Source organism: Mesorhizobium sp. CNPSo 4688, from assembly GCF_057784295.1.
Map to the genome: position 1 here is coordinate 115,126 of NZ_JBWLUY010000008.1, position 25,566 is coordinate 140,691.

Sequence of the window (25,566 nt, forward strand, 5' to 3'; positions counted from 1 at the left end):
TGGATAGCGAGTGGATCCTGGGTGGTCGATAGACGAAGCCCCGTCGCCTTTCGGCGGCGGGGCTTCGATGATCAGAGCGGGCTGGCGTTGCGCGTCCTGTCGCGTTCCACCTCGATGTCGGTGTAAGGGTCGGCCTTGGGATCGAAGCCGGTCCAGCCACCGGCTTCATAGGCGCCGCGGCGGTCTTCCAGGTTGACCGAGTTGGCCTGGCCTAGGATCCGCTCGGCTTCGCCGGCAAGCTCGTCGCTGACCCTGGCGGTCACCATCGTGCCACCGCGGCGAACGCCCTCGGCATAGACATGGGCATCCTTTTCCGAGACGCCGGAATCGGTCAGCGCGCCGACGATGCCGCCGGCGGCACCACCGACCACCGCGCCGCCCACGGCGCCGACCGCGGTGGCGGCCAGCCAGCCGGCTGCGACGACAGGACCTACGCCCGGGATGGCCATGAGGCCGAGACCGGTCAGCAGGCCACCGGCGCCGCCGATGACGGCGCCAACGCCGGCACCGCCGGTTGCGTCTTCAGCCGCCTTGGAGGTGTTGCCATCCTCGTACCAGTCGTCCGAATTGTTGGCGACGATGCTGATATCGGCATGCGGAACACCGCTTGCCTCCAGCTCGCCGACGGCATCGGAAGCGTCATCGTAATTGTCGAAAAGTCCGGTTACGGTTTTCATGGTCTTGATCTCCTCGATCTGGTTTCAGTCGGTTCAGTTGGTGCCGGCAACGATGTTGCCCTGGTAGTCGAGCGCGACGGTGGTGTTCTTGCCGTCCTTGGTCGCCTGGCCGCGCCAGATGCCCTGGTCGTCCTTGGTCAGCTTCGACACATCGGAGTAGCCGGCATTCTGGATGCGATCCTTGGCCTGGTCCTCGGTGAAGCTGTTGGCGCCGGGAACGGGAGCGGCCGGATTGGCGGTGTCCGTCGTGGTCACGGCAGGGGTGGTCGAGCTCGTGGCTAGGGCAGCCTCGCCGGTGGTGGAAGCGCGGGTGGCGGCGATCTTCTCGATCATCTCCTGATGCATCTTGAGCGTCGGCAAGGTCTCCGAGGCGAAGGTCTTCAGCTGCGCGTTGTCGCCGTCCTTGGCGTAGCTCTCGAACAGCGTGACCGCCTCCGAATGCGCATCGCGCTGCAACTGTACATAGGGTTTGTCGACAGCGTCCTTGGCAGTCTGCAGGCTGTCGAGATCGGCCTTGTGCTTGGCGTCCAGTTCCTTGGGCACTGTCAGCTTCTGCTCGCCGGCGATGGTCTCGAGCTTGGCATTGGCCGCGCCATGATCGTCGATCATCTTCTTGGCGAAATCCTTGACGCTCTGGTGCTGCGCCTTGCCCTCGGCGATCTTGCTGGAATCGACCTCGAACATGCCGCCGACGGCGGCCTTGTCGACGAAATCCTGCGCGCTGTCGGCGGCGAAAGCGGGCAAGGCGAAGGTCATGGCAGTGGCAGCGGCCAGAGCCAGAAGCATACGGTTTCTCATGAATAGGATCCTCGTTAGGCACACATCGTGCTGAGGGGCTAACAAGTACCGGAGGGCTTTGTTCCGCCGCGCGAACGTTTATGGCGGGGACGCAACGTCAGCGGAAAAGATGGCGCGGGCAGCGTTGCGCGGCGATCAGTAAAGATGCCGAACTTGTTTGAACCCGCCCGTCAGATGTCCTAGCAGGCGGGCTTTATTCATGCAGGCAGCCGGACTATTTTCCGGCTGGGCGCGAGGCAGGCTTGGGAGGATTTCGCCCGTCGGATTGATGCGTCTTGTCGTCGACATCCCCGACAGGCCGGGTCAAGCCCATGCCACTTGGCGGCTTCTTGTTGGCCGCGGCATCCTGAGAGAAATCGTCCGAAGGGTCGGGACCGGTCCGTGCCGGGTATTTGGTGGCTCCGGTCTCACGACGGTTTTCGTTCGCGCTCATGTTCGATCCTCCTGGGGTTGATCGTAAACAAAGATCCGAGCCGCCGGTTCCGCCAATGATTGGCCGAAGGCCACGGACCTGCCTAGTCACCGGTATCGGAATGTGCTGCACCCACCGGCTTCGATTCCGGCGAGCCCTTGTGCCGCAGGACGATCGAGAGCAGCACCAGCACCGCCGTCGACAGAAATTCCGACTGCCAGTTCTGGAAAGACTCGAACCAGAGCTCTGCGTCGAAGAGGTAGCTTGCGAGCGATTGAGTTTGGCCGCCATGGCGCAGCGCCTCGGCATTCGATGCCGCCATACTCCCCCACCAGTGCAGGACGAAGGACGTTATGAACAGTACGGTCAAGGCTATCCCCAGCGAGTAGGAATAGAGCCAGGACAGGATTGGCATCTGCCGGCGCATGGCCGACCGGATCTGGTCGTTGGGTCTGTCGGGATCATCGGGATCGCGCGACTCCGACGAGCCGCGCTGATAGAGCATCGCGGTCAGCATCACATAGGCCGACATCTGCAGAAATTCGCTTTCCCAATTTTCGAACAGGGCAGACACGAAGTCGCCGCTCGTCACATAGGCTGCCAGGCCGACCAATGGCGCGCCGTGCTCCCGGAGATCTTCGTTATGCGCGGCCTGACCTGACCAGATCATGCCCAGAACGCTGACTAGGAACATCGCGCTCAAAGCAATGGTCAGTCCGTTGTTTCGGAAGAAGGCTCTCATGCTCGTGGTCCTGTCTTAGTGCCAGTTTTCCAAGACGTCCTGCATGGCAACGGCCTCGACCTGCTCGCTGAAACGCGATCGGTAGAGTTCCATTAGCGCATTATGGGTCTGGTCGGCCGAGCTGCAGACGGCATCAGTCACCACGATCGCGCGGAAGCCTCGATCAATCGCACCCAGCAGTGTGGCAAGCACACACACGTCCGTCTCCGCGCCCGTGATGACGAGCGTGTCGACATCCCGCCCCGCCAGCGCAGCGTCCAGGCGACCTCCCGTCCATGGTGAATAAACCCGCTTGTCGAGCACCGTCGCGGGCGGCACGAAACGCGCCAGCCGCGGCATGATATCCACGAGCCTGCGATCGATATTGGCAAGGGTGACGTCCGCCCAACGTCGATAATAATGCGCCCACATGCCGGTTCCATCGCCGGGCTTCTCGGCAGGGATGAAGCGGGTAAACACGGTTCGATGGGGGTGTTTGCCAGCAAGCTCTTCAATCGCCGGGAGCACCTTTTCCGTCCAGGGTACTGCCCAAGGCCCTTCGGGCGCGAACAGCCGTTGCATGTCGACGCACAGATGAAGGCAGGTTTCTCCCAGAGGGCCATGAACAAGGCCGCGCGCCGCCATCCTCAACTCCCGACTACATGGATCCTCACCGCTTTCAAAACGCGGCAACCTCGGCTTGGCGCGCTGCTTCCGCCTCGGAAACGTCGATCGAGCAGAGCAGGCCGCCATTCTCGTCGAGCACCCGCACCAGCCAGCCCGACAGATCGTCGGTGCCCGGTTGCAGATCGGCCAGCACGTCGACGGCACAGCGGATGGCTTCCTGGCGGGCCGCTTCGAAACTTGGCATCCTCGAGGCGGGAACCTGGCGGACGCCGTCGCCATCGTGATACTCAAAAATGTAGGTCGCGCCGCTCTCGTCGTTGACGGCGGTCACCGCGACTTCGTCGAAATTGCCGCTGCTTTCAGCCTCGTAGTCGTTGGCCGCCAAACCGAAGGTGGCGGTCTGCACGAGCACCGCTCTCGCCCGCTCGATAGTCGCCCCCTCATTCTCGGCTGCTTGCGCCTTTGCCATGTCGACGCTGACGCATTCGCCGCCTTCACCGCAAAACACCACGCGCCGAACGGGTTGACCGTCGCGCCCGATCGTGTCGTCGACCTCAGTCCGGAATATTTGCATGGAAGAATTCCGATCGCTGGTTGGGCGCGCGAAGAGCCCCGATGCGTGACATCGAGGCTCCAGAGCAGATGCCGGTGAAGTGCCGTCGACGCTGCTGCTTTGCTTAAGCGGCTTCGGCTGCGACGTTGACCGCCGACTCGGCGAGTTGGGTCAGCGCCGCATCGGTCTCCTTTTCCTCGCTGAGCGTCAGCTCGAGCAGGTTGACCGCATCGTTGTAGCCGAGTTCGGAGGCCCAGGTGCGCAAGGTGCCGTAGCGCGAGATTTCGTAATGCTCGACGGACTGTGCTGCCGCCAACAGGCCGGCATCGAGAGCTGCCGCGCCCTTGTATTCGTCCATGATCTCGGCGCCTTCCTCGGTGATGCCCATGATCGCCGCGCAGGTCTTGCCGACCGGCTTCTTGCCGATGACGGCGAAAACTTTCTCCAGCCGGGCAACATGCTCTTCGGTCTGGCCGCGATGCTTTTCGAAGGCTGCCTTCAGCTCGCGGCTCTGCGCTGCCTTGGCCATTTTGGGAAGTGTCGCCAGGATCTTCTTCTCGGCGAAATAGATGTCCTTCAGCGTGTCGTGGAAGAGGTTGCTCAGGTCTTTGGAGGATGCCTTTGTCGGTGCCATTGTTGTTCGTCCTTTCTTGAGGGTGGGTTCCTCTCAACTCTTGCATCCGGGACAGGTTCCGATGGATTTCGATTAAACAGACGCCTGCTGCGACGGCCTAATCGGCGTCGAATGAAGGGCAGGCTGGCTGGCGCTATTTGTGCTCCTGGCGCTTTTCGATCTCATAGGTGAGCCACCGGCAGAACATTCCGACGATCGATGCCGCAGCGCCGCCAAGCAGGCAGGCGGCCAGCAGCGGACTTTGCGAGGCGCTCGACCAACTGACGATCGCAAGCAGGACGACACTTGCGGTGGAAATCAGATAGCCGACGCCCTTCAGCAGGTGCAAAGCAGCTCTCGTCATCAGCTTATCTCCATCAAGTCCAGCCTTCGGAATCAGGGGCCCGCCTTCGGAATCAGGGACCTGCCTTCGGAACATTCTTCGTCGGCTGAAGTTCCATGCGGAGTCACCCGCGAAAGACAAGACGATGCCCGACTATCTGAAACTGCCGACCACGACCAAAGGCCTGGTCAGAGTGGTGATCGAAACTCCGCGCGGGGCTGCCGCCAAAATGGCCTATGACCCGGCCATCCAGGCCTTCGCCTATGTCCGCCCGCTGCCGGTCGGGATGACCTATCCCTACGATTGGGGCTTTATCCCTTCGACGCTCGGCGAGGACGGAGACCCCCTCGACGGGCTGGTCATCCACCAGGCGGCCTCAGCCCCCGGCGTCGTCATCAAATGCGACCTGCTGGGCGCCTTGCGGGTCAAGCAGAAGGAGAGGGGCGGCGCGGCTCTGCGCAATGACCGCTATATCCTCTGCCCGCGCAAGGAGGACGCCGAAGACGAGCCGGTCGCGGATCGCGTGCCCGAGCATCTCAGGCGCGAAATCGAACAGTTCTTTCGCTCGTCGGTGTCGGAAACGGGCAAGGAGATCAGGTTCAAGGGTTGGCAGGATGCCGCGGAAGCGCGCAAGTCGATCAAGAAGGGAATGAAGGCCTTCGCGGCCCGCACGTGACGATGGGCCGGTTTCAGCGCTCAGCGCTCGCTGCGTTCGAGGTTGCGCGCAACCTCGGTCTGGGCGACCTGCAGCAACGTGTCTATTTCGAACATCGCCACGGCATGCCCGCCATCGCGAATGATAAGGCGGGCGCGGTGGAGCAGGTCTGACACCGCCCGCAATGTTTCGACATGGTTCAATGGATTCGGCATCGCGTCCTCCCTTCGGAGGACAACCCTTGGGCGCAGAGAGCGTTCCAAAGGATTCGCCGCCCGCCTCGCGCCGCAACGATGTGCAGGTGCGTCAGGACAAGACTTGCAGCGGTCTCATTGCAGGATTTGAGATCAGACCAATTGCTCAGCTTCGGCGAAGTTCGCCATAGAGCGTGTCTTCCTCAAAAATCCCGCGGCTGAAAAGGTCCATCGCCATTGCAGCCAATTCGGCAGCCTCGGGACAACCGTGAGACAGGGTCCGTTCGGCGCAGATGCGGTCGTACACCCTTTTCAACAACGTCAGGTCATCCGGATATGCTACGCCGCTTTTCGATATAAAATGCTCAGCCATAGCCCGCCTCCCGCAGCGCGTATCCATTAGTCGCGTTGCCACTGCCTGTTGCGCATCGACAGCGCTTCCTTGAAAGCGCGGGCCGCGGCATCACATGCGACTTTCGACGGCCCGTTGGAAATCAGAACGACCTCGGCTGCGCGCACCGTCAGGCCATGTTTTTCCGCGAAGCCCTCCGTGTCGTAGGGCATGTCGACCAGACCATCGCTCTCGGATTTCATCACAGGCACTCCCAAAGGGCACAGAGCGCTAGAAGCGGTGCGCAGCCTCTAGAATTCAACGGGTGCTTCGCTATCGGACGCCATTGGCGGGCCGCTGTCGATCGCGTTGAAATACCAGGCTTCGCCCGTCCTCGTGGTAATCGCGGCGACCAGTTTGGCGTAAGTGGTTGCGCCGGCGTTGTGCGCCTGCAGAATTTCCCACGCCAAATCCTCGCGCGACAACGTTTCGACTAGACCACTGAGCCCGGACCAATGTCGGAAAACTTGCCTGCAAAGAGCAAGCTCGTCTCTATTCAATACGCCGAATAGCATAGTGGCTGCCCTCCCGCGAAGGCGCACGCGCTCGCCCGGATTTGATCGCGTGGGAGGATTATGCCGTTCTTCGGATTGTCCGCCTCAACCTATGTTAACGCTAGGCGTTCCATTTGCCGACAAGGCTGAGTGTCGCCTGATAAAGCTGCAGGGTTCCGCCGCCCCGCACCGAAATGACAATGGTCATCAGTTGCGGCAAGGCCTCCTTGCAATCTCCAGCGCCAATCCCAACACCAGTTGCGGAAACGAGGTCATCGCCGCTGAGTTCGGTGCCGATCCGATCGGGTTCGGAGACCGCGTCCCGCTGAACGTCGAAATAAAATCGTGGCACGCAACAATCCTCGGTTTGCGAAGAAACCGATCCACCGGCCGATCCCGCGCTGGGGAGGGCATCGTTCGCTGCTGGGGAAGTCATTCCTGCCTTCGACGACCACTCTTAGAGAGATAGGCCGCGTGACGGCTTTTGGCCAGCCGCGTCTTATCATATGTTAAGGCCGATCCCGGAACTGGCCTTAAATCTGCAGGAGAATTCACCGCAGGTTGGATGATGAGCGTCAACTTTCTCAGTCGAAAGCTTCTCAATTTTGGCCATCTCGACCAAGCCGATCTCGCTCTCCTCGACGCGGTGGTGGGCAAGACCCGCACAGTCCAGCCCTATGTCGACCTGATCGCGGAAGGTGACAAGCCGGGCGATGTCCATCTGGTGCTGCGCGGCTTTGCCTGCCGCTACAAGATACTGCAGGACGGCCGGCGCCAGATCATGGCCTATGCCCGGCGACTTGTGTGACCTGCATGTCTATCTGCTCGATCACATGGATCACTCCGTCGGCACGCTGGCCGAGTGCCAGGTGGTGGATGTCAGCCGTTCGTCCATCCAGCAGCTGCTTGGCCGCCCGGCCATCGCCCGGGCCATGCTGATGAGCACGATGGTCGACGAGGGGACATTGCGCGAATGGCTGGTCAATATCGGACAACGACAGGCCGAGCCGAGGGTTGCGCACCTGTTGTGCGAATTGCTGGCCCGGCTGCGCTCGGTGGGTCTGGTCTCCGACGACCGATACACGCTGCCGCTCACGCAGGTCGAGCTGGCCGACACGATGGGCGTCACGCCGGTCCACATGAACCGCGTCCTGCAATCGCTTCGCCGCAAATCGCTGATCAGCCTCGAAGGCGACCAGTTGACGGTGCTGAATTCCAAGGGGCTCGAACAGGAGGCCGGCTGGAATCCAAGCTATCTGCATCTGCGGACGCAAGCAGCGGTCGGCGGCTGAAGCCTTGCGCACGGCCCTAATTCATGTGGCCTTAATGCATGTGAATGCGTGAGGGGTGATTTCCTGTCTTATGGCAGGACCAGCCCATCCCGGGTTGCTAAGATAAGCCTAGAGGCAGACCCGATGCCCAGATACTTCTTCGACACCGGCTACGGACCGCTTTTGCGCGATGACGAGGGCGTTGTACTGCCCGATGTCGAGACTGCCTGGGAACAGGCAACGCAGACCACCGGCTACATACTGCGCGATCTGGACGGCGCTTTCGAACGCGATCGGGAATGGCGTATGGAAGTCAGCGATGGAGAGGGCCGCAAGCTGTTTGCCCTGCACATTTCGACCACCGTCTTCAAAGACTGGCCGCCTGCCGTCAGAGGGTGAAGGCTGCAGCGCCCAAGGCGATAGCGGATGCGGCTCGCCACCGGACAGAACATGCCTTGCCCCGTGCGTTGGCGCCAACGCTAGACCCTCGTGATCGTCTCCAGCCGCAGGCGTATTCGCTGGCCCTCGGCAAAGGTCAGGGCGAAGGCTTCGCGTTCGAAAGATGTCGTGGTTGCCTTGCCGTCTTCGACCACGCGGACAAACCATTCTCCGCAGGCCTCGACCACCTCGACGGCGGGTTGATCGACTGTGTTGCTCTGGACGTTATCCATCGCAAATCTCCTCAATGAGCAATGGGAAACGTCGATTCTTCTTATAAGGCTCGCGCGAAGCATTTTTTCAACATCAAAAGTTAGTGGACCGGGTCGCCGGTCCGCAAGGCCGTCAGCTCTCGGCTGTCGATGGGCCGAGGCCGGCCATGTCGGTGAGGCGAATGGCGGTGAGCGTGGCGATTTCCCTGGAGACGGGCATATCGGTATCGGTCGGGATGGTGGGGGCGCGCTTCTGCAAACCGATCGCATCGCGGGTCTGGCCGATCATCATTCGAACGGTGCTTAGCACGTGCGGTATCCTCTCGCTTGGCTCTGAAGCCTACAACACGGCAGACTCATCGTGGTTCCGCAGGGCTGCGAAGAAGCTGGCGGGGCGAGCCGAGGCCGGATGAGAATGCCGTGTGCGGCGGACACGCGTTCGGAACCATCCCTGTCTGTAAGCCGTTCCCCGTACCTCAACGAAAGGAACAGCCCATGGCCGACAACGAAACCCCGAAGATTTCCGCCCGAGAAGCCCAGGAGGCCCTGGAAAAGCAGGTTGCATCGCTGAAGCGTGAGATAGCCAAGATCAACAGGATACTTGCCGACCGCGCCGAAGATGCCGTCGACGAAGCAGGCGGCTGGTATGGCAGCGCGACCGAGCGCGCGGCGCGGGCAGCGCAGCAGTTGAGATCGCAGGCGCAGACGGTGTCCGAAACCGTCCAGCAGAATCCCGGCACGATCAGCAGCGCTTTTGTCCTTGGTGGCATTGCCGGGCTGCTGATCGGCATGCTGCTCGGGCAAACCCTGGAACGCGACCGCCGCTGGTTCTAGCCGGCGGCAAAGGCGTATTGCAGCTTGTCCCGTTCTTGCGGAATGGCCGCAAGGTTTCCTGCCCTACCTCGCCCGCTGGCTCGGCCGGCGGGCTTTTCATTTCCGGGTGGATTGCCAATTCAGCCTGGCCTTGGCGTAGATCGCCTCGCCCAGAAATCCAGGGTTGACAATAACCCTACTAGTAGGTAGGTAATCGCCATGAGCAATCTTGTGATGACCTCCGATCAGATTCTGGCGTCGGCGCGAAACTTCATCGTGGCGGGCGGCTACAACGGATTCAGCTACGCCGATATCGCCGGCGAAGTGGGAATCCGCAAGGCGAGCATCCACCACCATTTCCCCAGCAAGGTCGACCTCGTTCGCACGCTTGTGGTGCGCCATCGCGAGCGTACCGAGGCCGGCATGGCAGATCTGGAAAGCAAATTCCCTGACCCCCTCGCGCTGCTTCGAACCTATGCCGGCTACTGGGCAAAATGCATTGAGGATGCGAGCGTCCCGTTTTGCGTCTGCGCGCTGCTTGCCAGCGAACTCCCGGCGCTCCCGCCTGAAATTGCCGTCGAGGTGCGGGCTTACTTCAGGTTTCTGTCGTCCTGGCTGACCAAGGTCATGCAGCGGGGCGCCGAACAGGGGGTGCTGAAATTCGCCGGCTCGGCGGAACTGGAGGCTGAGACTTTCATGGCGACTGTCCATGGCGCGATGCTGTCCGCGCGCGCCTATGGCAACCCTGCCGTCTTTGACGCCATCCTGACGCCGACCGTGCAGCGACTATCGGCGAAGGTTCACTAACAAGTTGTGTGCACGGCAGAGGCGGCTAGCCCGCCTCCGAATTCTCATACTACGTTGAGCAACTACCAACCAGTAGGTAAGGAAACCACCATGATCCGAAAGATTTTACCCGCGCTGGTCGCCTTGGGCTTTGCTGCATTTCCGCTGCTAACCAGCGCTGCGCAGGCGGAGGACCAGAAGGCCCCGCAACTCCATATCAGAGGGACGGTTGAGACCTTCAGCGCATCGGTGCTGAAAGTAAAAACCCGGGAGGGCGAAACACTTGACGTCACTTTGGCCGATGGTTGGAAAATCTCGGCCGTGGCCCGGGCACAGGTCACCGACATCAAGCCTGGCGATTTTGTCGGGATCGCCTCTCAGCCAAAAGCTGAGGGCGGCGACGGTGCGCTTGAGGTCCTCATCTTCCCGCCGGCGTTGCGGGGCGCCGGCGAGGGAAGTTATGGCTGGGATCTCAAGCCCGACAGCAGCATGACCAATGCCACGGTGGCCGATGCGGTCACGGGCATCCAGGGGCGGACCGTAACCGTGTCCTACCATGGCAAGGAAAAGAAGATCTCCATCCCTGACAGCACGCCTGTTGTCACCCTTGCCGCGGCTACAAAGGACGACCTCGCACCGGGGGCGGTCGTCTTCATCATTGCTGAGAAAGCGGCAAGTGGCGTGCTCGGACAGCAGGTGGTCGTCGGCAAAGATGGCGTCGTCCCGCCGATGTGAAAGCCGGATGATCTCTGACCTTGATGCAGATTAAGGACGCCGGAACATGGCCATTCGATCGACGACAAGTAAGGTACAGAAGGTGTCCGCCATCAGGCCGACATCGGCGTCGTCCGCCGTCGCAATTTGCCGGACAAGCTCGATAACGTCGGATTCCTTCAATGCCTGGATCGCGCGGCGGCAGTCGACGATCACCGCCGGGTTTGAGAAGGTGAAAGCCAATCGCCTCGTTCCGCCGACCCGTGATGAGAAGCCCCGCTCGACCGGCCAAAGCGTGGCCAAGGGTTTTCGTCTGGTTGCACGGGCGCTTCCCTCGGCCGTTAGCGGCTCCTTTGCCATTCAGATGGCGATGGGTCTTGGTTCCAAGTCGAGCTGATGTTTTGTTGGTTCGAGAGCAATTTCGCCCCCGGAGCAGTTGAATTGATCTGGAAATAGGGAGCCGGTCATCCACTGCGCCGGAGGTCAGCACTCGACTGGTCCCCAGGGACCGATTTCGTTGGTGCGATCGGCCGTGCAACCGCTGCCGCGGCCGAGACAGGCATGTCGTTGACGGCCGAAGCGCTTTCCGAGCGAAGGTTGTGATCATGCCGGTTGGGCCGGAGTTCTGGTCCGCCCTGCCCCCTTTTGGCCGGCAATGATGGTAGCCGGGATGGCTAGGTCCGATCGGCAAAAACAGGAGTTGACATGTCTACCTTCTAGTAGGTAGTTCTAAAGCGAACACAAAGGAGAAATCGAAATGCTTGCTAAGACGAATGAAACCACGCTGATTCAATCCTCAACCGCCTGGCTTAAAAGCTACTATTTCACACGCTTTGCCGTTTCGACCGCCTGGGTCCTCCTGGCCTTCACGCTCGCCAAAACAATGCCTCTCCTGGCAGCCATCATGCTGGTCGCCTATCCGGCTTGGGACGCGCTGGCCAACTTCATCGACGCACAGCGCACCGGCGGCTTGAACCGCAACAAGACGCAGCTGCTTAACTTCGTCGTCAGCATCATCACCACCGTGGCAGTCGCCATTGCTCTCGGCAAAGGTATGAGCACGGTGCTCGTCGTCTTCGGCGTCTGGGCAGTCTTTTCGGGCCTCTTTCAGCTCGCGACCGCAGTCAGGCGTTGGAAGTCCGGCGCGCAGTGGGCAATGGTGCTGAGCGGCGCCCAGTCGGCACTGGCCGGCATTTTCTTTGTGAAGATGGCGGACAGTTCGGCAACGATCGACATCACCAATGTCGCGCCCTATGCAGCGTTCGGCGCCTTCTACTTCCTGGTCTCCGCCGTCTGGCTGACGGTGAGCGACGCGCGGCGCAGGTCGGCGCAGGCCGCGGGATGAAGGTACCGCACGGCTGGCAAGTATGGGATGGCGGCCTTGCCGATTGCGCCGCTCAGCGACCGGAGTGACATGGTCTGGCTAGCGTTCATCAAGGCGGTCTGGGCGTGGCGAGACTTTTCCGTTGGAGCTGCGGCGCTGGCCAATGTCGCTGAGTTGCTCGTCTGTCAGCTCGCGCAGCATGCGCGAGCTTTGGCGCCTCTGCATTTGCAGCCAGAACCAGCGGAGCATCATCTGCCATGCTCGCTCCAAGCGAGGCGTATTGGGTGGCCGCGCTGTCACGTCAGAGGATTTCAAAGACCTCATATTCGACACCGCTTGCCGTCCGGCCACCGCTGGCGACCGATACAATGCTGTTGAGCCAGGCATGGGCCGGCGCAGCGGTCTCGAAATACGGCGTTGTGCGTAGATAGTATTCGGATGCATCGACCAACTCTCCGCGTGCCAGGCGTTCGTCGACGGCCTGAGACGCGCGCCTGACGCCGCGATAGGTCATGATGATCAAGCCGCCATCGTCGGCGACGAGGAGCAGCCTGACATCCTGTTGGAATGTGCCGTCCGTCCGGCCGAGAAGCAGATCGGACCCGATGAGCGGCGACACCGTGCCGCCAATGCGCTCGCCCTCGAAGTTTCCGCCCGAGACCGCGAAAATGCGTCGGCCGCCCGCCGGCGTGTGCCCAAGATCCATGACGGGGTGAAGCGTCATGAAGAGGGTAAACAAGTGTCTTGATTGCAGCGACATCAAATGCCTCCTAGTTTCGAGGCCGGCATCTACACCAGTGCGCGTTACTCAAAAAACGCGCTCTTCTTGTCGCTGTCACAAGGAAAACTAATCATGCGGCCCTCCCTCGAATCCTTGCGCATTCTCGAAGTATGCGTTGCGACCGCCAGCTTTGCGCGGGCCGCCGAACGCCTTTTCCTGACGCCCGCGGCTGTCAGCCTGCGTATCCGCTCGCTGGAGGCCGAGCTTGGGCAGCCGCTTTTTGTACGCGTTCATGGCCGCGTTGTGCCGACACCTGCCGCCGCCGCGCTGGCAAGCCAGGTTCGGGAATCACTCGCCGGGATAGCAGAGGCGGTCGACCGATTTCAGGCGGCGACGCCTCCTCTAAAGGTCACTGCACCACCCACGTTCGCATCACGCTGGCTCGCACCGCGTCTACCGCACTATCCTGAGTCAGGACCGGCCGGTATCGAGCTGGATGTCTCGACGGATATACGCGATCCCAACGCATTTGACGTCATCATCAGAACGGGTCGCGGTGGGTGGACCGGCCTTGAGGAACACCGGCTCATCCCGGTGGACGTGACGCCAATGCTGGCGCCGACCCTGCTCGGAGGGCATTCGCTTGCAGTTCCGGCGGAACTGGTCGATTTCGAGCTCTTGCCGCATCCCGACTGGGAACAATGGTTCATCATGGCGCACGGCGAAATCCCGTCGGCCATACGGTTTGCCGCAGTCGATTTCCCGACCCATGAACTCAACGCCAATGCCGCATTGGCAGGTGGTGGCGTGGCACTGCTGTCGCCCACCCTGTTCGGTTCCTTGTTGGCCCAGGGCCTTCTGGTCGCCCCCTTCCGTCAGGTGCTGAGCGGTCCCGCCTGGCACTTTGCGCTGATGCGCGCCGACGACCGCCGCATGGCTCCGAGGCATTTCTGCGCCTGGCTGCGGGAGCAGGCCGGCAATCCGCCATGAAGATGGCGAGCGCGGCACAGGCCGCGGTGAGAGCTTCGCGCGTCCGAAACGGCATTTGCGCGCCTGGGCGCCCTCAACAGTGGAGTTGAGTTTCCTGGCTGCGGTCGTATGTTCATTGACCGCGGTGGAGGAGAACACGTGCCCATTCGACGCAAAGCCACGGAGGCTGGCATTCTGCAGCCATCCGAACTCGAACTGTTGGGGCGTGTATTCCAGCAGCTCAAGCTCGACGGTCAATCGCCGGAAGCACGCGAGGCTCTCGCATCCCGGATTATCGCGAACTATATGGCCGGCGTGGTCGACGAAGCCGAGCTCGTCAGCCTTTCGAGGCAGCCACTGGGCCGGTAGTGTGTTTCCAACCCCCGTTCCGGAACGGTTTCGGTTCGTCAAATCAGAGGAATAAGGCAGTGCCGACTGACCCACCCATAGAGCGACGGTCGCATATCCGTGACCTTGTTCTGAAGGAAGCGACAATCGACTCCGGCGACGTCAGCATCAATTGTCTGGTTTGTAACCAGCACGCTCACGGTGCGGAGTTGCGGGTGAAGGCCGACATCGCAATTCCCGACCGTTTCGTGCTTCACGTTCCCGTAGATCGAACCAGTTACCGCGCCGTGGTGCGGTGGAGGAGGAAAGAGCGACTTGGGGTGCAACTCGATTCGGGAAGGCAGACATAGATGGCGGTAGCCACCATCCATGCCTGGATGTAGGGCGCGTAGTCCGCGTGGCGTGCCGCTCAGAGCGACGCGCCGTGCCCAGGCTGCTGGCTGATGGTTAAGCTGGCCTTGGCTTGATCGCGGTGGCAAGTACGATGCCGGCGACGATGAAGGCCGCGCCGACCAGATCGTAATCGTGCAATTTCTCGCCGAGCAGAAGATAGGCGAGCATGGCGACGAACACCGTCTGCAGGTAGAGCAGCATGCTCGCCCGGCTCGCGCCGAGCGTTTCCACGCTTTTGTTGTAGAGATAGTACATCAAGGCGCCGCCGGGACCTGCCAGATAGGCGAGCGCGAGAATGCTGTCGACGTCCATGGCGGAGCGTTCGTCGTTGAACAATTCCCACAAATGGAAGGGCAAGGCGACCAGCGCGCCGGCGCCGAGCAGCAGCACGACCATCGGCAGGAGTTCGATACCGAATTTGGCACGGCGCAAAAGCACGGTGTACAGGCCCCAGCAGAACGCGCTGCCGACGATCCACAGCTCACCGGCGTTGAATTTGAGTTGCAGCAGCGCCGTCAGGTTCCCGTGGGCAACGATGAAAATCATCCCGGCGAGCGCAACCAGCGCGCCAAGCGACTTCCACAGCCCGAGCGGCTCGCCAAGCACGAAACGGGCGAGCACCATCGTCATGACAGGCGACAGCGCCATGATGATACCGGCCGTGGTGGCGTCGGTGTGATTGAGGCCATGGTAGATCATACCCTGGCACAGCGTGAGACCGATCGCCCCCACGGCGATGACCTCCACGGCGCGAGTGCGCAAAAGCCCAATCATCGCGTCGTGATGACGGCGCACAATCGGGAGCAGGATGGCGCAAGCAAGCGTCAGCCGCCAGAAGCAGAGGCCCCAGGGCGGCATCTCGGGCGCCACCCATTTGGCCGCGATATAGACACCAGCCGAAAGCAGCCAGCAGAGGACAGCGGCCGGATAGCCGGTCAAGGAGGATACGGGCCTGACCTCGGATTGCGCGGCTTGATGCGCTATCGGCATTGCCTGCATGTCATTCCCTCCCCTTGGCCCAAACGGGGGCAACATAGCCTGCGTCGTTGGGTTGTGCATCCGTTTTGAAAGGTCGAAAGGAATCTGCGCTCGGCCACCATATCTCTTTGATGGGGCGAGGAGGTCCCCGAGCTCGGTCTCACGGTTAGGAGAGCGTGAGGCGGGAAATCTGGAGCCTGCAAGCCGCAAAACGCATGTATTCGACCCTGCTAACATTGCCCGGCCGCCGAATGCGGCTAACTATCCTGTGGCAACGGGGGGGAATCAGGTGGCCGCCAATCGTCGAAACGACATCCCATCGTCCGAGCGAGGGCTGGGACGGATCCTTGCGGCAGGGAATGCCCATCCGCGGACAGCGCTGCCCACTGTGGCAACGGTCGTCACGACGGTCGCTGCCTTGTATTTCGGTCGCGAGGTTTTTCTGCCGATTGCCATCGCGTTGCTTTTGACCTTTGCGCTGGCGCCGGTTGTTGCCGGGCTGAAACGTGCCGGCGTGCCCCGCCTGCCTGCTGTTCTTTTGAGCGTGATTGGTGCATTCGCGGCCCTGGGTCTGTTCAGCTTTATTGTGGCGACCCAGGTCAGCGAGCTTGCCCAGAACATTTCAGCCTACCAGACAAACATCCTGGCCAAGGTGCGTTCGCTCAAGGAAACGGGCGTTGGTGGTGGCATCATTGCGAGGCTAAGCGGGGTGATCGAGCGTGTCGGTCAGGAGATCGATAAACAGGACGTGACGCCGCCAGCAGCGGACAAGCCCCGGCGCGAGCCTGTTCCCGTCGAGATCGTCGCCCGTGAGCGACCGCTCCAGGTCCTGCAGAACATCGTCGGACCGTTGATCAGCCCGATGGCATCGGCTGGCCTGATCATCATTGTCGTCATCTTCATGTTGCTCGAGCGCGAGGATCTACGCGATCGGTTCATCCGCCTGGTCGGTTACGGGGACCTCCACCGCACAACACAAGCATTGCAGGACGCCGGCAAGCGAGTGGGCCGCTATCTGCTCATGCAATTGGTGGTCAACATTGTCTACGCAATACCCATTGCCATCGGGCTTTGGGTGCTCGGCATTCCGAACGCGCTGCTGTGGGGATTGCTGGCACTGGCGCTTCGCTTCGTTCCCTATATCGGCCCGGCGATAGGCGCGATGCTGCCCTTGTTCCTCGCCTTGGCCGTGGCACCCGGCTGGTCGCTCGTGCTGTGGACCGCTGCATTGTTCATCGTGATGGAAATGGTAACCGGCAATGTCGTCGAACCGTGGCTCTACGGCTCGCGCACGGGACTTTCGCCTTTGGCGATCATCGTCGCGGCGATCTTCTGGACGTGGCTGTGGGGGCCGCTCGGCCTGGTGCTTTCGACGCCGCTGACGGTGTGTCTCGTCGTGCTTGGGCGACATGTTCCGCAGTTCGAATTTCTCGACGTCCTGTTTGGCAACGAACCAGTCCTCGAACCTCACGCCCGGCTCTATCAGCGGCTCCTGGCCGGCGATCCGGACGAAGCCACCGACCATGCCGAGGAGATCCTCGAGGAGAAGTATCTGATCGATTTCTATGACAAGGTCGCCATTCCTGCTCTCCTGTTGGGCGAGCAGGACCGCATGCGTGGCGTGATGGGCGATCAGCAGCGAAGGCAGGTAGCGGCGAGCGCCCAAATTCTTGTGGCAAATCTTGCCGACGATGCACAGGAAGAAGCAAGCGAGGAAGATGAGCCGACAGCCACCGCGGAAGGGAGCGGGAGCAAGGAGCCAGACGGCGTCGAAGAGGAAGAGATCGAGCTGCCCGATGGCAAGGACATCTCGGTGCTTTGTGCCGGGGGTCGAGGGGAACTCGACGACGCCGCGGCCGCCATGCTCGCTCAGGTGCTGGAGGTGCAAGGTGCAACGGTGGCGAAGGCAAGTTTCGTCGATATGGAGCCGGCAGGTATTCGTCTTCTCGAACTAGGGGCGATCGACACCGTCGTTGTCGGTTTCCTGAACCGGGATTCTGTCAAGCATGCTCGCTTTCTGGTTCGCCGACTGAAACGCGCCAAAGCAGGTTTGAGAATCGGAATTGTGTTCTGGTCGGACGCGGAGGAAGGCGATGCCTGGAAAGAAGGGCAAGCTCTGGCCGCCGACATCAGCGCCGATTTCGTGGCCAACGGCATGGTCAACGCTGTGCTTGGCGCGCTGTCTCCAGCGCCGGCCGTTCCCCTCAAAGTCGTTTCGAAACGCCGTGATCGACGCCGTCCTGCTCCTCGAAAACGGGGCCCAGCTCAGGCGACCGCCGCAACCGCCTAGCCACGACGCAATGTCTCAGGCTATTGCGAAGGCGCGGATCGCTTTTGGGGCACCGGCTGCCAACGTCAATAAGATTTATATAATTATATCAAGTATTTGTTTGACGATGAATAGGCTGGCGGAGAGAGCGGGATTCGAACCCGCGTTACGGTCTCCCGTAAACACACTTTCCAGGCGTGCGCCTTCAACCACTCGGCCACCTCTCCGTCCTTGCATTCGCGCCGGCCGGTTTTGCCGAGCGGGTTGGGGAGATGCATCCCTTTGGGAAGTGCGGGGGAGACCCGCGTCACGGGCGCCGCCAACCAGCGGATGCCCTTCCCGGCGCCCGTCAATCAAACAGGCGCGGGGCTCATCTAGTCGATCCGGCGCCGAATGCCAAGCCATAACGGCAGTCTATTCGCTTTGCCGGCCATGCATCGTTTCGCGTGATCGTCGGCGCCCCCGTTCCAGAAGCGCTGGGGCGCCGAATGGTGTGCACAGGCAACGCCCTGGGGGACGGCCGCGCTTGACTTCGCCCCGGGCCAGTTGTCGAGTGAAGCAGAGGCTTTGCGGGGGGCATTGTCCGACGTGACATCGATTGGCGAAAATCCCGGCAGCGGAACGCCGGCCGGAGGTGTGCCAGGCGGGTTGCCGCCGCCCGGGCGTTCGGACCTGTCCTTCATCCCGGTGGTCTGGCTGGCCTTCGTCATGGCGTGGTCGGCCTATGGCCTGGTTTCGGCCTGGTGGCTGGTCGGCAGTTCCGGCCTGCCGGACACGGTGTTCTATTTCGTCCTTGGCGCGCTGGCCTTCGACGTCATCACCATCCTGTGGGGGCTCTATCTGCTCGGCCTCGCCTTCGGCCGTTCGGCCCACTTCCCGCGCCATTTCACCTTCTGGCAGATCGCCATCATCGTCTTTCTGCTGGCAAGGCAGGCCTATGTGCTGGCGGTGCCGGATTTCGTCTTCTCCGCCAGGAGCATGGCGATCACTGCCGCCGAAATCGGCATCGGCCTGTTCTGCATCTACCTGCTGCGCCGCGATGCCGGACCTGCGGCCGTCTATACCGCGCGGCAAGCGCAAGCGCCGTCGGCCTTCGCCTCGATTGCCGCAGCCTTGCTCGGCATCATCCTCGGCGCGGTCGTCGGCGCCGTTGCCGGCTTCGGGCTGGGTGCTGTCATTGCCGAAGTCACCGACATCAGCTGTTTCGAGGGCGGTTGCGGCTACTTCGCGGTGTTCATCGGCCTTGCCGGGCTGGTGGTCGGCGCGATTGCCGGCGGCATCCTTGCCGTCTGGCTCGTGCATCGGCGCAGCCGAAAGGCGGCGATATAGGCAGACGGGGGGCTTCAAATTCGCGTAGGCCGATTGCGCGCCGGGCCTACGCATTCTATTCCTCGTTTGACCGGAAGGTCCTCGGGAGGAGCTTGGGGACCGGAGGAAAGATATCGATGTTGCGTTTTCTGTTTCGCCTTGCGGCCATGGTCGCACTTTCGGTCGCCGTCATCATGGCGGTGCTCGACGCGACGCGTTCGGTGGCGGCCTCCGCGCTGGTCATGACGCCGCTCAATTCGAGCTGGCTGGCGGTGTCGCCCGACACCCGTGCGGCTTTCGAGACCTTCGTGCGCGCCAAGGCTAGCCCGATCATATGGGATGCCGGCATCGCCTGGGTGCTTGCCCAGCCCGGCTTTGCCGTGTTCGCGGTGCTTGCCTTCCTCCTCCATGCGGTCGGCTACCGGCGCCGGCGGCGAGGCGGAGAATTCGCCCCGGGCTGACGGGATTGCTCCGGCGGACTTGCGACGACAAGGCGGCTCCCGTCCACGGCTGTCACCGCCTTGGGCATGCTTTTCCAAAAGGTCAAAATTCCGCGTGAATTTTGTTTCGGGCCGTGCCAGATTGCCTGGAGCGGGAGGGGAGTACGCTCCTGGCTGATGTCGTATGCCTGCCGGAGAACCGGGCAGGCGGGCGGCGCGTAACGGAAAAAAATAACCGACAGGGTGTGGATCACATGAAACGTATCGTTCTCGGCCTCCTGGCCGCAACCGCAATGGTTCTCCCGGCTTTCGCCGCGGATGTCCAGCCGGCCATCCTCTACGATCTCGGCGGCAAGTTCGACAAATCCTTCAACGAGGCTGCCTATCACGGCGCCGAAAAGTTCAAGACTGAAACCGGCACCGCCTATGTCGAGTTCGAAGTGTCCAACGCCTCACAGCGCGAGCAGGCGCTGCGCCGCTTCGCCGAGGACGGCCGCAATCCGATCGTCATGGCAGGCTTTGCCTGGGAGGATGCGCTGAAGGTGGTCGCGAAGGAATATCCGGACCTCAACTTCGCCATCATCGACGATGCCGTCGACCTGCCCAATGTCCGCTCGCTTGTCTTCAAGGAAAATGAAGGCTCCTATCTCGTCGGCATCATGGCGGCGATGGCTTCGAAGACGAAGAAGGTCTCCTTCATCGGCGGCATGGACATTCCGCTGATCCGCAAGTTCGAATGCGGCTATGTCGGCGGCGCCAAGTCTGCCGGTGCTACCGACGTCATCCAGAACATGACCGGTGACACGCCGGCGGCGTGGAACGATCCGGCCAAGGGCGGCGAGATCGCCAAGACGCAGATCGACCAGGGCTCCGACGTGGTCTATGCCGCGGCCGGCGGCACCGGCGTCGGCGTGCTGCAAGCGGCGGCGGATGCCGGCAAGCTCGGCATCGGCGTCGATTCCAACCAGAACGGCCTGCAGCCCGGCAAGGTGCTGACCTCGATGCTGAAGCGCGTCGACGTGGCCGTCTACACCGCCTTCATGGACGGCAAGAACGGCACCTTCAAAGGCGGCCTGCAAAATCTCGGCCTCAAGGAAGGCGGCGTCGACTACGCCATGGACGACAACAACAAGGCGCTGGTCACCGACGAGATGAAGGCGGCGGTCGAAAAGGCCAAGGCCGACATCATTGCCGGCAAGATCGAGGTGCATGACTACACCGCCGACAACGCCTGCCCGTATTGATAGGCAAGGACTAAGGTTCGGAACCGCCGGGTGAAAGCCCGGCGGTTTTGTTTTTGGGGGGTCCGGAGGGACGTTGAAGATTGGCGAAGGTCTCGGCGACATCCGATCTCCCCCCTTGCGGGGGAGATGCCTGGCAAGGCAGAGGGGGGTGCTGTCCCTCAACCTATCAGCCAATTCACGGGTTCATTCCCGGCGGAAGCAATTCAGGCTGGCGATCCTTCACACCCCCCTCTGGCCTGCCGGCCATCTCCCCCGCAAGGGGGGAGATCGGCAGTTCCGGCGTTGCGGGATCGGCGAAGCCCGAGACGGAGAGGGGGGAGCGCCTTATGCGACTTGCTCCGCCGTTCAAGGCAGAAGCGCACTTCCTGCCGACAACAAGCCCAAGAGATAACCCAGCGCAAACACCACGATCAACGCGATGGCGATGACGGCGCCGCGCCGGCCGCCGAGCGAATGCACACCCACGCCGTAGGGGCGGCGCTCCAGCTTGCTGATCACTGGCGCGGGCTTTGTCTCGTCGTGGCCGACCACACGCATTTGCGGCATTTCGGCGATGCGTTGCGAGATCTGCCGCCAGCGGTCAATGCCGCCCGACGGCTCAGCACGATCGAAGACATGCATGCGCTCGGCCAGCCGCATCACCGTGTCGCGGAAGGCGGGATCGATTTCGAGGTCGCGCTCGGCGCGCTCCCGGTCGCGGTCGTTCATCAGGCCAAGCACATAGTCGCCGGCACGGGCAACGGGATCGCTCTCACTGGCCATCGGCTTCTCCTTGCTACCAGTGCGGTGGTTTGGTTATCGGCACATCCGGCGCCGACTGTTCCTCCAGCGCCATGAAGCGCTCGGTCAGGGCATCGAGTTTGCGCTGCATGCGCTCGATCACCTGCCACTGCTCGGCGATCTGGCCCGACAGTTCCTCGATGGTCTTTTCCTGTTCGGTGGCGCGGATTTCCAGCGTCGTCAGCCGGTCGGCAGGCATGATCATTCGAATTCCCCAGGTCTCGGCGCACGCAGTTACAAAGTGATGCGACTATTGAGCTTTGTATATTAGTGAATGTGAAGGTCTCCGGCCACGTTCGAAATTGACAATCGCACCGGGATTTGTCGAGAGTGGTCGCTGCGCCGCCAATTGGCACAGACGGGGCATCATGCTAGGCGTTTTGACCAAGCGATAAAAAAATAAGAGTGGGACAGGCTGCATGGCGCAAGCCGCAATCGAACTGATCGGCATCAACAAGAGTTTTGGCGCCGTTCGCGCCAATCGCGACATCAACCTGGAGATCGCGCGCGGCACCATCCACGGCATTGTCGGCGAGAACGGCGCAGGCAAGTCGACGCTGATGTCGATCCTCTACGGCTTCTACCAGGCCGACAGCGGCGAGATCCGAGTCGGCGGCAAGGCGGCGTCGATCAAGACGTCCAATGACGCCATCGCGCTCGGCATCGGCATGGTGCACCAGCACTTCATGCTGGTCGACAATTTCACCGTGCTGGAAAACATCATCCTCGGCGCCGAAAGCGATGCGCTGCTGAAAAAGAGCATCGCCAAGGCGCGCTCCGAACTGGAGCGCCTGGAACGCGAATACGGGCTGGAAGTCGATCCCGACGCCATCATCGAGGAACTGCCCGTCGGCCTGCAGCAGCGCGTCGAAATCCTGAAAGCGCTTTATCGCGGCGCCGAAATCCTGATCCTCGACGAGCCGACGGGCGTGTTGACACCTGCTGAGGCCGACCACCTCTTCCGCATCCTCAAGCAATTGAAGGAGCAGGGAAAAACGGTGGTGCTGATCACCCACAAGCTGCGCGAGATCATGGCCATTACCGACAATGTCTCGGTCATGCGCCAGGGCACGATGGTGGCAACGCGCGAGACAGCCAAGACGACGGTGGGCGAACTGGCCGAGTTGATGGTCGGGCGGCGCGTGCTGCTGCGGGTCGAAAAGGGCGAAGCGGAAGCCGGCGCCGTCAAGCTCGCGGTCAAGAACTTGACGGTGAAGGATTCCCGTGGCGTCACCATGGTCGACGACATCTCCTTCGATATCCGCGCCGGCGAAATCGTCGGCATTGCCGGCGTCGCCGGCAACGGCCAGTCCGAACTGCTGGAGGCGATTTCCGGCATCAGGCGCGCGGTTTCCGGCTCGGTCATGCTCGACGGCAAGCCGATCGATTTGACCGGAGCGGCCGACCCCGGCGAGTTGCGCGACCGCGGCCTCGCCCATGTGCCGGAAGACCGCCATCATGTCGGGCTGGTGCTGGCCTTCGAGGAGAACGAGAATTCGATCCTCGGCTATCACGACGACCCGCGCTACCTCAAAGGACCGCTCCTCAACATCGATGCCATCATGGCCGACGCCAAGGACAAGATCGAGAAATACGACATTCGTCCCGGCAATCCGCGCCTGAAGACGGCGAATTTCTCCGGCGGCAACCAGCAGAAGATCGTGCTGGCGCGGGAAATGGAACAAGACCCTGGTGTTCTCATCGTCGGTCAGCCGACGCGCGGGGTCGATGTCGGCGCCATCGAATTCATCCACAAGCGGCTGATCGCCATGCGCGACCAGGGCAAGGCAGTGCTGGTGGTGTCGGTGGAACTCGACGAGATCCGTTCGCTGTCCGACCGCATCCTGGTGATGTTTGCCGGCCGCATCGTCGGCGAACGCGGCCCCGAGGCGACCGAAGGCGAGCTTGGCCTGCTGATGGCGGGTGTCGAGCGCCAGGAGGCTGCAGAATGAGCACGCCTTACGCCAAATTGCCGGCTTGGGCCGATTATGGGCTGATTCCGCTGATCAACCTGTCTGTCGCCTTCATCGTTGCCGGTTTCGTCGTCATGCTTGTGGGCGAGAACCCGTTCCGCGCCGCCGTCATCCTGGTCGAAGGCGCCTTCGGCAAGGGAACCGGCATCGCCTTCACGCTGTTCTACGCCACCACCTTCATCTTCACCGGCCTGTCGGTGGCGGTGGCCGCGCATTGCGGCCTGTTCAACATCGGCACCGAGGGCCAGGCCTATATTGCCGGCCTCGGGGTGGGCGTGGTCTGCCTTGCCTTCGACAGTGTGTTGCCGTGGTGGCTGACCTTCCCGCTGGCGATCGTCGCCGGGGCCGCGGTCGGCGCGCTATGGGCGCTGATCCCGGCCTATCTGCAGGCCAAGCGCGGTTCGCACATCGTCATCACCACCATCATGTTCAACTTCATCGCCGCCTCGATCATGGTCTATCTCCTGGTCGGACCGTTGAAGCCGGCGGCATCGCAGGCGCCGCAGACGCGCAACTTCCTCGCTGGCGCCGAGCTGCCCAAGCTCAACTGGATCATCGAACTGTTCGGCGCCAAGATCCGCTCGGCGCCCTTCAACATCTGCTTCCTGCTGGCGCTGGTGATGGCCTTCCTGGTCTGGCTGCTGATTTGGCGCACCAAGCTCGGTTATGAGATGCGCACCTATGGCCACAGCCCGAAGGCGGCGCGCTATGCCGGCATTTCGGAGACGCGCATCATCCTCATCGCGATGATGATCTCGGGCGCGTTGGCCGGCATGATGACGCTGAACCCGGTGATGGGCGACCAGCACAATGTGGCGATCGATTTCGTCTCCGGCGCCGGCTTCGTCGGTATCGCCGTGGCGCTGATGGGTCGTCTGCATCCGGTCGGCATCGTGCTGGCGGCGATCCTGTTCGGCATGCTCTATCAGGGTGGCGCCGAACTCGCCTTCGAAATGCCGGCGATCAGCCGCGACATGATCGTCATCATCCAGGGTCTCGTCATCCTGTTTGCCGGTGCGCTGGAGCACATGTTCCGGCCCTATGTCCAGGCGCTGTTCGCCTCGTTCAGTCCAAGGTCGGTCGGCATGGAAGCCGTCAAAGGGAAGGGCGCCTGAGATGGATGTGTTCATCGCCATCGTACAGATTCTGGACTCGACGATACGCCTGTCGGTCCCGCTGCTGCTTGCTTGCCTCGCCGGCCTCTATTCCGAACGCGCTGGCGTCTTCGACATCGGGCTGGAAGGCAAGATGCTGGTCGGCGCGTTCGCCGGTGCGGCTGCAGCTTCGGTCTTCCATTCGGCCTTCCTCGGTCTCGGCATGGCGATCGTGATGTCGGTCGCCTTTGCCCTGGTGCACGGCTTCGCCTCGATCACCCACCGCGGCAACCAGATCGTCTCCGGCGTGGCAATCAACTTCGTCGCCGCCGGCTCGACCATCATTCTGGGCCAGGCCTGGTTCCAGCAGGGCGGGCGAACGCCGGCGCTGCAGCCGGGCGAGCGTTTTGAGGCCATCACTCTGCCTGGCGCGGCCGCCATCCACGATGTGCCGATCATCGGACCGATCTATTCCGAGCTTCTGTCCGGGCACTCGATCCTGGTCTATCTCGCTTTCGCCATGGTGCCGTTCACCTGGTGGGTGCTGTTTCGCACCCGCTTTGGCCTGAGGCTGCGCGCCGTCGGCGAGAACCCGGCCGCCGTCGACACCGCCGGCATCTCGGTCGCCTGGCTGCGCTACCGGGCGCTGATCTGCACCGGCATACTCACCGGCATTGCCGGCGCCTATCTGTCGATGGTGCAGAATGGCGGCTTCGTGAAGGATATGACCGCGGGCAAGGGCTACATCGCGCTGGCGGCGCTGATCTTTGCCAAATGGAGGCCGGTCAACGCCATGTTCGCCTGCCTTTTGTTCGGCTTCCTCGACGCGGCGGCGATCCGTCTGCAGGGCTCGCCGCTGCCGCTCATCGGCAAGGTGCCGGTACAGTTCATGCAGGCGCTGCCCTATGTGCTAACCGTCATCCTGCTTGCCGGCTTCATCGGCAAGGCGATCCCGCCACGCGCCGGCGGCGTGCCCTATGTCAAGGAACGTTGATCCGGGCAGGCTAGTCTGG

General features: G+C 62.1%; 37 protein-coding genes and 1 tRNA gene. 17 read left to right on the plus strand and 21 right to left on the minus strand.

The window, feature by feature from the left end; translation table 11 throughout:
- Positions 1 to 71: 71 nt before the first annotated feature.
- From AC04SH_RS16545 to AC04SH_RS16580, 8 genes are all read right to left on the minus strand, one after another.
- Positions 72 to 677, minus strand: a complete 606-nt coding sequence (locus AC04SH_RS16545; RefSeq protein ID WP_488575819.1) for a general stress protein — start codon at positions 675 to 677, stop codon at positions 72 to 74.
- 33 nt (positions 678 to 710) lie between these two features.
- Positions 711 to 1,475: a DUF4142 domain-containing protein gene (locus AC04SH_RS16550; protein ID WP_488575820.1), complete on the minus strand. Its 765-nt coding sequence runs from the start codon at positions 1,473 to 1,475 to the stop codon at positions 711 to 713.
- Between the two features lie 214 nt (positions 1,476 to 1,689).
- Positions 1,690 to 1,908, minus strand: coding sequence for a hypothetical protein (locus tag AC04SH_RS16555; RefSeq protein WP_488575821.1), 219 nt, complete (start codon positions 1,906 to 1,908; stop codon positions 1,690 to 1,692).
- An 82-nt stretch (positions 1,909 to 1,990) separates the two neighbouring features.
- Positions 1,991 to 2,629: a DUF6766 family protein gene (locus AC04SH_RS16560; RefSeq protein WP_488575822.1), complete on the minus strand. Its 639-nt coding sequence runs from the start codon at positions 2,627 to 2,629 to the stop codon at positions 1,991 to 1,993.
- 15 nt (positions 2,630 to 2,644) lie between these two features.
- Entirely contained in the window at positions 2,645 to 3,253 is a 609-nt protein-coding gene (locus AC04SH_RS16565; protein WP_488575823.1) for a cysteine hydrolase family protein, read from the minus strand.
- Between the two features lie 34 nt (positions 3,254 to 3,287).
- Positions 3,288 to 3,809 (minus strand): DUF6894 family protein, encoded by a 522-nt coding sequence (locus AC04SH_RS16570; RefSeq protein ID WP_488575824.1) that lies wholly within the window; start codon positions 3,807 to 3,809, stop codon positions 3,288 to 3,290.
- 103 nt (positions 3,810 to 3,912) lie between these two features.
- Positions 3,913 to 4,422 carry a YciE/YciF ferroxidase family protein gene (locus AC04SH_RS16575; protein WP_488575825.1) on the minus strand — a complete coding sequence of 170 codons (510 nt, stop codon included), beginning with the start codon at positions 4,420 to 4,422 and terminating at the stop codon, positions 3,913 to 3,915.
- Positions 4,423 to 4,555: 133 nt separating this feature from the next.
- Complete coding sequence (locus AC04SH_RS16580; protein WP_488575826.1) at positions 4,556 to 4,765, minus strand: hypothetical protein; 210 nt, start codon at positions 4,763 to 4,765, stop codon at positions 4,556 to 4,558.
- Between the two features lie 124 nt (positions 4,766 to 4,889).
- Here AC04SH_RS16580 and AC04SH_RS16585 point away from each other — a divergent pair, with 124 nt between their 5' ends.
- Positions 4,890 to 5,420 (plus strand): inorganic diphosphatase, encoded by a 531-nt coding sequence (locus tag AC04SH_RS16585; RefSeq protein ID WP_488575827.1) that lies wholly within the window; start codon positions 4,890 to 4,892, stop codon positions 5,418 to 5,420.
- Positions 5,421 to 5,440: 20 nt separating this feature from the next.
- On the opposite strand, the gene AC04SH_RS16590 is transcribed toward AC04SH_RS16585, so the two are convergent.
- The 5 genes from AC04SH_RS16590 to AC04SH_RS16610 all read right to left on the minus strand — a co-directional run bounded on the left by AC04SH_RS16590 (position 5,441) and on the right by AC04SH_RS16610 (position 6,830).
- Positions 5,441 to 5,614 carry a hypothetical protein gene (locus AC04SH_RS16590; RefSeq protein WP_488575828.1) on the minus strand — a complete coding sequence of 58 codons (174 nt, stop codon included), beginning with the start codon at positions 5,612 to 5,614 and terminating at the stop codon, positions 5,441 to 5,443.
- 145 nt (positions 5,615 to 5,759) lie between these two features.
- On the minus strand, positions 5,760 to 5,966 hold the full coding sequence (locus AC04SH_RS16595) for a hypothetical protein (RefSeq protein WP_488575829.1): 207 nt from the start codon (positions 5,964 to 5,966) through the stop codon (positions 5,760 to 5,762).
- Between the two features lie 26 nt (positions 5,967 to 5,992).
- Positions 5,993 to 6,187, minus strand: coding sequence for a hypothetical protein (locus AC04SH_RS16600; RefSeq protein WP_488575830.1), 195 nt, complete (start codon positions 6,185 to 6,187; stop codon positions 5,993 to 5,995).
- Between the two features lie 48 nt (positions 6,188 to 6,235).
- Entirely contained in the window at positions 6,236 to 6,499 is a 264-nt protein-coding gene (locus tag AC04SH_RS16605; protein WP_477233194.1) for a hypothetical protein, read from the minus strand.
- A gap of 100 nt (positions 6,500 to 6,599) precedes the next feature.
- Positions 6,600 to 6,830, minus strand: a complete 231-nt coding sequence (locus AC04SH_RS16610; protein ID WP_488575831.1) for a hypothetical protein — start codon at positions 6,828 to 6,830, stop codon at positions 6,600 to 6,602.
- 216 nt (positions 6,831 to 7,046) lie between these two features.
- On the opposite strand from AC04SH_RS16610, the gene AC04SH_RS16615 reads away from it, so the two are divergent.
- The 3 genes from AC04SH_RS16615 to AC04SH_RS16625 all read left to right on the plus strand — a co-directional run bounded on the left by AC04SH_RS16615 (position 7,047) and on the right by AC04SH_RS16625 (position 8,148).
- Positions 7,047 to 7,286, plus strand: coding sequence for a hypothetical protein (locus AC04SH_RS16615; protein ID WP_488575832.1), 240 nt, complete (start codon positions 7,047 to 7,049; stop codon positions 7,284 to 7,286).
- The gene (locus AC04SH_RS16620; protein ID WP_488575833.1) at positions 7,267 to 7,770 is read left to right on the plus strand and encodes a Crp/Fnr family transcriptional regulator; all 504 of its coding nucleotides are present in this window, start codon (positions 7,267 to 7,269) and stop codon (positions 7,768 to 7,770) included. Before AC04SH_RS16615 ends, AC04SH_RS16620 begins: the two co-directional genes overlap by 20 nt.
- Before the next feature lie 123 nt (positions 7,771 to 7,893).
- Complete coding sequence (locus AC04SH_RS16625) at positions 7,894 to 8,148, plus strand: DUF6894 family protein (protein ID WP_477233191.1); 255 nt, start codon at positions 7,894 to 7,896, stop codon at positions 8,146 to 8,148.
- Between the two features lie 80 nt (positions 8,149 to 8,228).
- On the opposite strand, the gene AC04SH_RS16630 is transcribed toward AC04SH_RS16625, so the two are convergent.
- Positions 8,229 to 8,420: a hypothetical protein gene (locus AC04SH_RS16630; protein ID WP_488575834.1), complete on the minus strand. Its 192-nt coding sequence runs from the start codon at positions 8,418 to 8,420 to the stop codon at positions 8,229 to 8,231.
- Positions 8,421 to 8,532: 112 nt separating this feature from the next.
- The gene (locus AC04SH_RS16635) at positions 8,533 to 8,709 is read right to left on the minus strand and encodes a hypothetical protein (RefSeq protein WP_488575835.1); all 177 of its coding nucleotides are present in this window, start codon (positions 8,707 to 8,709) and stop codon (positions 8,533 to 8,535) included.
- Between the two features lie 185 nt (positions 8,710 to 8,894).
- Between AC04SH_RS16635 and AC04SH_RS16640 the strand changes: the two genes are divergently transcribed.
- The 3 genes from AC04SH_RS16640 (at position 8,895) to AC04SH_RS16650 (ending at position 10,733) form a co-directional block, all read left to right on the plus strand.
- Positions 8,895 to 9,233 carry a hypothetical protein gene (locus AC04SH_RS16640; RefSeq protein WP_488575836.1) on the plus strand — a complete coding sequence of 113 codons (339 nt, stop codon included), beginning with the start codon at positions 8,895 to 8,897 and terminating at the stop codon, positions 9,231 to 9,233.
- Between the two features lie 198 nt (positions 9,234 to 9,431).
- Positions 9,432 to 10,019, plus strand: a complete 588-nt coding sequence (locus AC04SH_RS16645; protein ID WP_488575837.1) for a TetR/AcrR family transcriptional regulator — start codon at positions 9,432 to 9,434, stop codon at positions 10,017 to 10,019.
- Between the two features lie 90 nt (positions 10,020 to 10,109).
- A complete protein-coding gene (locus AC04SH_RS16650; RefSeq protein ID WP_477233185.1) occupies positions 10,110 to 10,733 on the plus strand; it encodes a hypothetical protein in 624 nt (207 codons plus the stop codon).
- 30 nt (positions 10,734 to 10,763) lie between these two features.
- Here AC04SH_RS16650 and AC04SH_RS16655 read toward each other — a convergent pair whose 3' ends face one another.
- On the minus strand, positions 10,764 to 10,955 hold the full coding sequence (locus AC04SH_RS16655; RefSeq protein WP_477233184.1) for a hypothetical protein: 192 nt from the start codon (positions 10,953 to 10,955) through the stop codon (positions 10,764 to 10,766).
- 514 nt (positions 10,956 to 11,469) lie between these two features.
- On the opposite strand from AC04SH_RS16655, the gene AC04SH_RS16660 reads away from it, so the two are divergent.
- Positions 11,470 to 12,057 carry a DUF308 domain-containing protein gene (locus AC04SH_RS16660; protein ID WP_488575838.1) on the plus strand — a complete coding sequence of 196 codons (588 nt, stop codon included), beginning with the start codon at positions 11,470 to 11,472 and terminating at the stop codon, positions 12,055 to 12,057.
- Positions 12,058 to 12,337: 280 nt separating this feature from the next.
- Here the strand turns inward: AC04SH_RS16660 and AC04SH_RS16665 are convergent, their stop codons facing one another.
- Positions 12,338 to 12,796: a DUF3237 domain-containing protein gene (locus AC04SH_RS16665; RefSeq protein ID WP_488575839.1), complete on the minus strand. Its 459-nt coding sequence runs from the start codon at positions 12,794 to 12,796 to the stop codon at positions 12,338 to 12,340.
- Between the two features lie 93 nt (positions 12,797 to 12,889).
- Here AC04SH_RS16665 and AC04SH_RS16670 point away from each other — a divergent pair, with 93 nt between their 5' ends.
- Complete coding sequence (locus AC04SH_RS16670; protein WP_488576039.1) at positions 12,890 to 13,747, plus strand: LysR family transcriptional regulator; 858 nt, start codon at positions 12,890 to 12,892, stop codon at positions 13,745 to 13,747.
- Positions 13,748 to 13,885: 138 nt separating this feature from the next.
- Positions 13,886 to 14,095, plus strand: a complete 210-nt coding sequence (locus tag AC04SH_RS16675) for a hypothetical protein (protein ID WP_488575840.1) — start codon at positions 13,886 to 13,888, stop codon at positions 14,093 to 14,095.
- A gap of 426 nt (positions 14,096 to 14,521) precedes the next feature.
- Here AC04SH_RS16675 and AC04SH_RS16680 read toward each other — a convergent pair whose 3' ends face one another.
- A complete protein-coding gene (locus AC04SH_RS16680) occupies positions 14,522 to 15,466 on the minus strand; it encodes a DMT family transporter (protein WP_488575841.1) in 945 nt (314 codons plus the stop codon).
- Positions 15,467 to 15,734: 268 nt separating this feature from the next.
- Here AC04SH_RS16680 and AC04SH_RS16685 point away from each other — a divergent pair, with 268 nt between their 5' ends.
- The gene (locus AC04SH_RS16685; RefSeq protein WP_488575842.1) at positions 15,735 to 17,735 is read left to right on the plus strand and encodes an AI-2E family transporter; all 2,001 of its coding nucleotides are present in this window, start codon (positions 15,735 to 15,737) and stop codon (positions 17,733 to 17,735) included.
- A 116-nt stretch (positions 17,736 to 17,851) separates the two neighbouring features.
- On the opposite strand, the gene AC04SH_RS16690 is transcribed toward AC04SH_RS16685, so the two are convergent.
- Positions 17,852 to 17,941 (minus strand) — tRNA-Ser (locus AC04SH_RS16690).
- A gap of 361 nt (positions 17,942 to 18,302) precedes the next feature.
- Here AC04SH_RS16690 and AC04SH_RS16695 point away from each other — a divergent pair.
- The 3 genes from AC04SH_RS16695 (at position 18,303) to AC04SH_RS16705 (ending at position 20,706) form a co-directional block, all read left to right on the plus strand.
- Positions 18,303 to 19,043: a hypothetical protein gene (locus tag AC04SH_RS16695; protein WP_488575843.1), complete on the plus strand. Its 741-nt coding sequence runs from the start codon at positions 18,303 to 18,305 to the stop codon at positions 19,041 to 19,043.
- 116 nt (positions 19,044 to 19,159) lie between these two features.
- Positions 19,160 to 19,483, plus strand: coding sequence for a hypothetical protein (locus AC04SH_RS16700; protein WP_488575844.1), 324 nt, complete (start codon positions 19,160 to 19,162; stop codon positions 19,481 to 19,483).
- A 233-nt stretch (positions 19,484 to 19,716) separates the two neighbouring features.
- Complete coding sequence (locus AC04SH_RS16705; protein WP_477343930.1) at positions 19,717 to 20,706, plus strand: BMP family lipoprotein; 990 nt, start codon at positions 19,717 to 19,719, stop codon at positions 20,704 to 20,706.
- Between the two features lie 345 nt (positions 20,707 to 21,051).
- Here AC04SH_RS16705 and AC04SH_RS16710 read toward each other — a convergent pair whose 3' ends face one another.
- Together AC04SH_RS16710 and AC04SH_RS16715 are read right to left on the minus strand one after the other, a co-directional pair.
- Positions 21,052 to 21,468: a hypothetical protein gene (locus AC04SH_RS16710; protein ID WP_488575845.1), complete on the minus strand. Its 417-nt coding sequence runs from the start codon at positions 21,466 to 21,468 to the stop codon at positions 21,052 to 21,054.
- A gap of 13 nt (positions 21,469 to 21,481) precedes the next feature.
- Positions 21,482 to 21,691, minus strand: a complete 210-nt coding sequence (locus AC04SH_RS16715; protein WP_488575846.1) for a SlyX family protein — start codon at positions 21,689 to 21,691, stop codon at positions 21,482 to 21,484.
- Positions 21,692 to 21,905: 214 nt separating this feature from the next.
- Here AC04SH_RS16715 and AC04SH_RS16720 point away from each other — a divergent pair, with 214 nt between their 5' ends.
- Genes AC04SH_RS16720 through AC04SH_RS16730 form a run of 3 tightly spaced genes read left to right on the plus strand, consistent with a single transcriptional unit; the run spans position 21,906 to position 25,547 of the window.
- Positions 21,906 to 23,438, plus strand: a complete 1,533-nt coding sequence (locus AC04SH_RS16720; RefSeq protein WP_488575847.1) for an ABC transporter ATP-binding protein — start codon at positions 21,906 to 21,908, stop codon at positions 23,436 to 23,438.
- A complete protein-coding gene (locus AC04SH_RS16725; protein WP_488575848.1) occupies positions 23,435 to 24,574 on the plus strand; it encodes an ABC transporter permease in 1,140 nt (379 codons plus the stop codon). Before AC04SH_RS16720 ends, AC04SH_RS16725 begins: the two co-directional genes overlap by 4 nt.
- Before the next feature lies 1 nt (position 24,575).
- The gene (locus tag AC04SH_RS16730) at positions 24,576 to 25,547 is read left to right on the plus strand and encodes an ABC transporter permease (RefSeq protein ID WP_023671125.1); all 972 of its coding nucleotides are present in this window, start codon (positions 24,576 to 24,578) and stop codon (positions 25,545 to 25,547) included.
- The last annotated feature ends 19 nt before the right edge of the window (positions 25,548 to 25,566 follow it).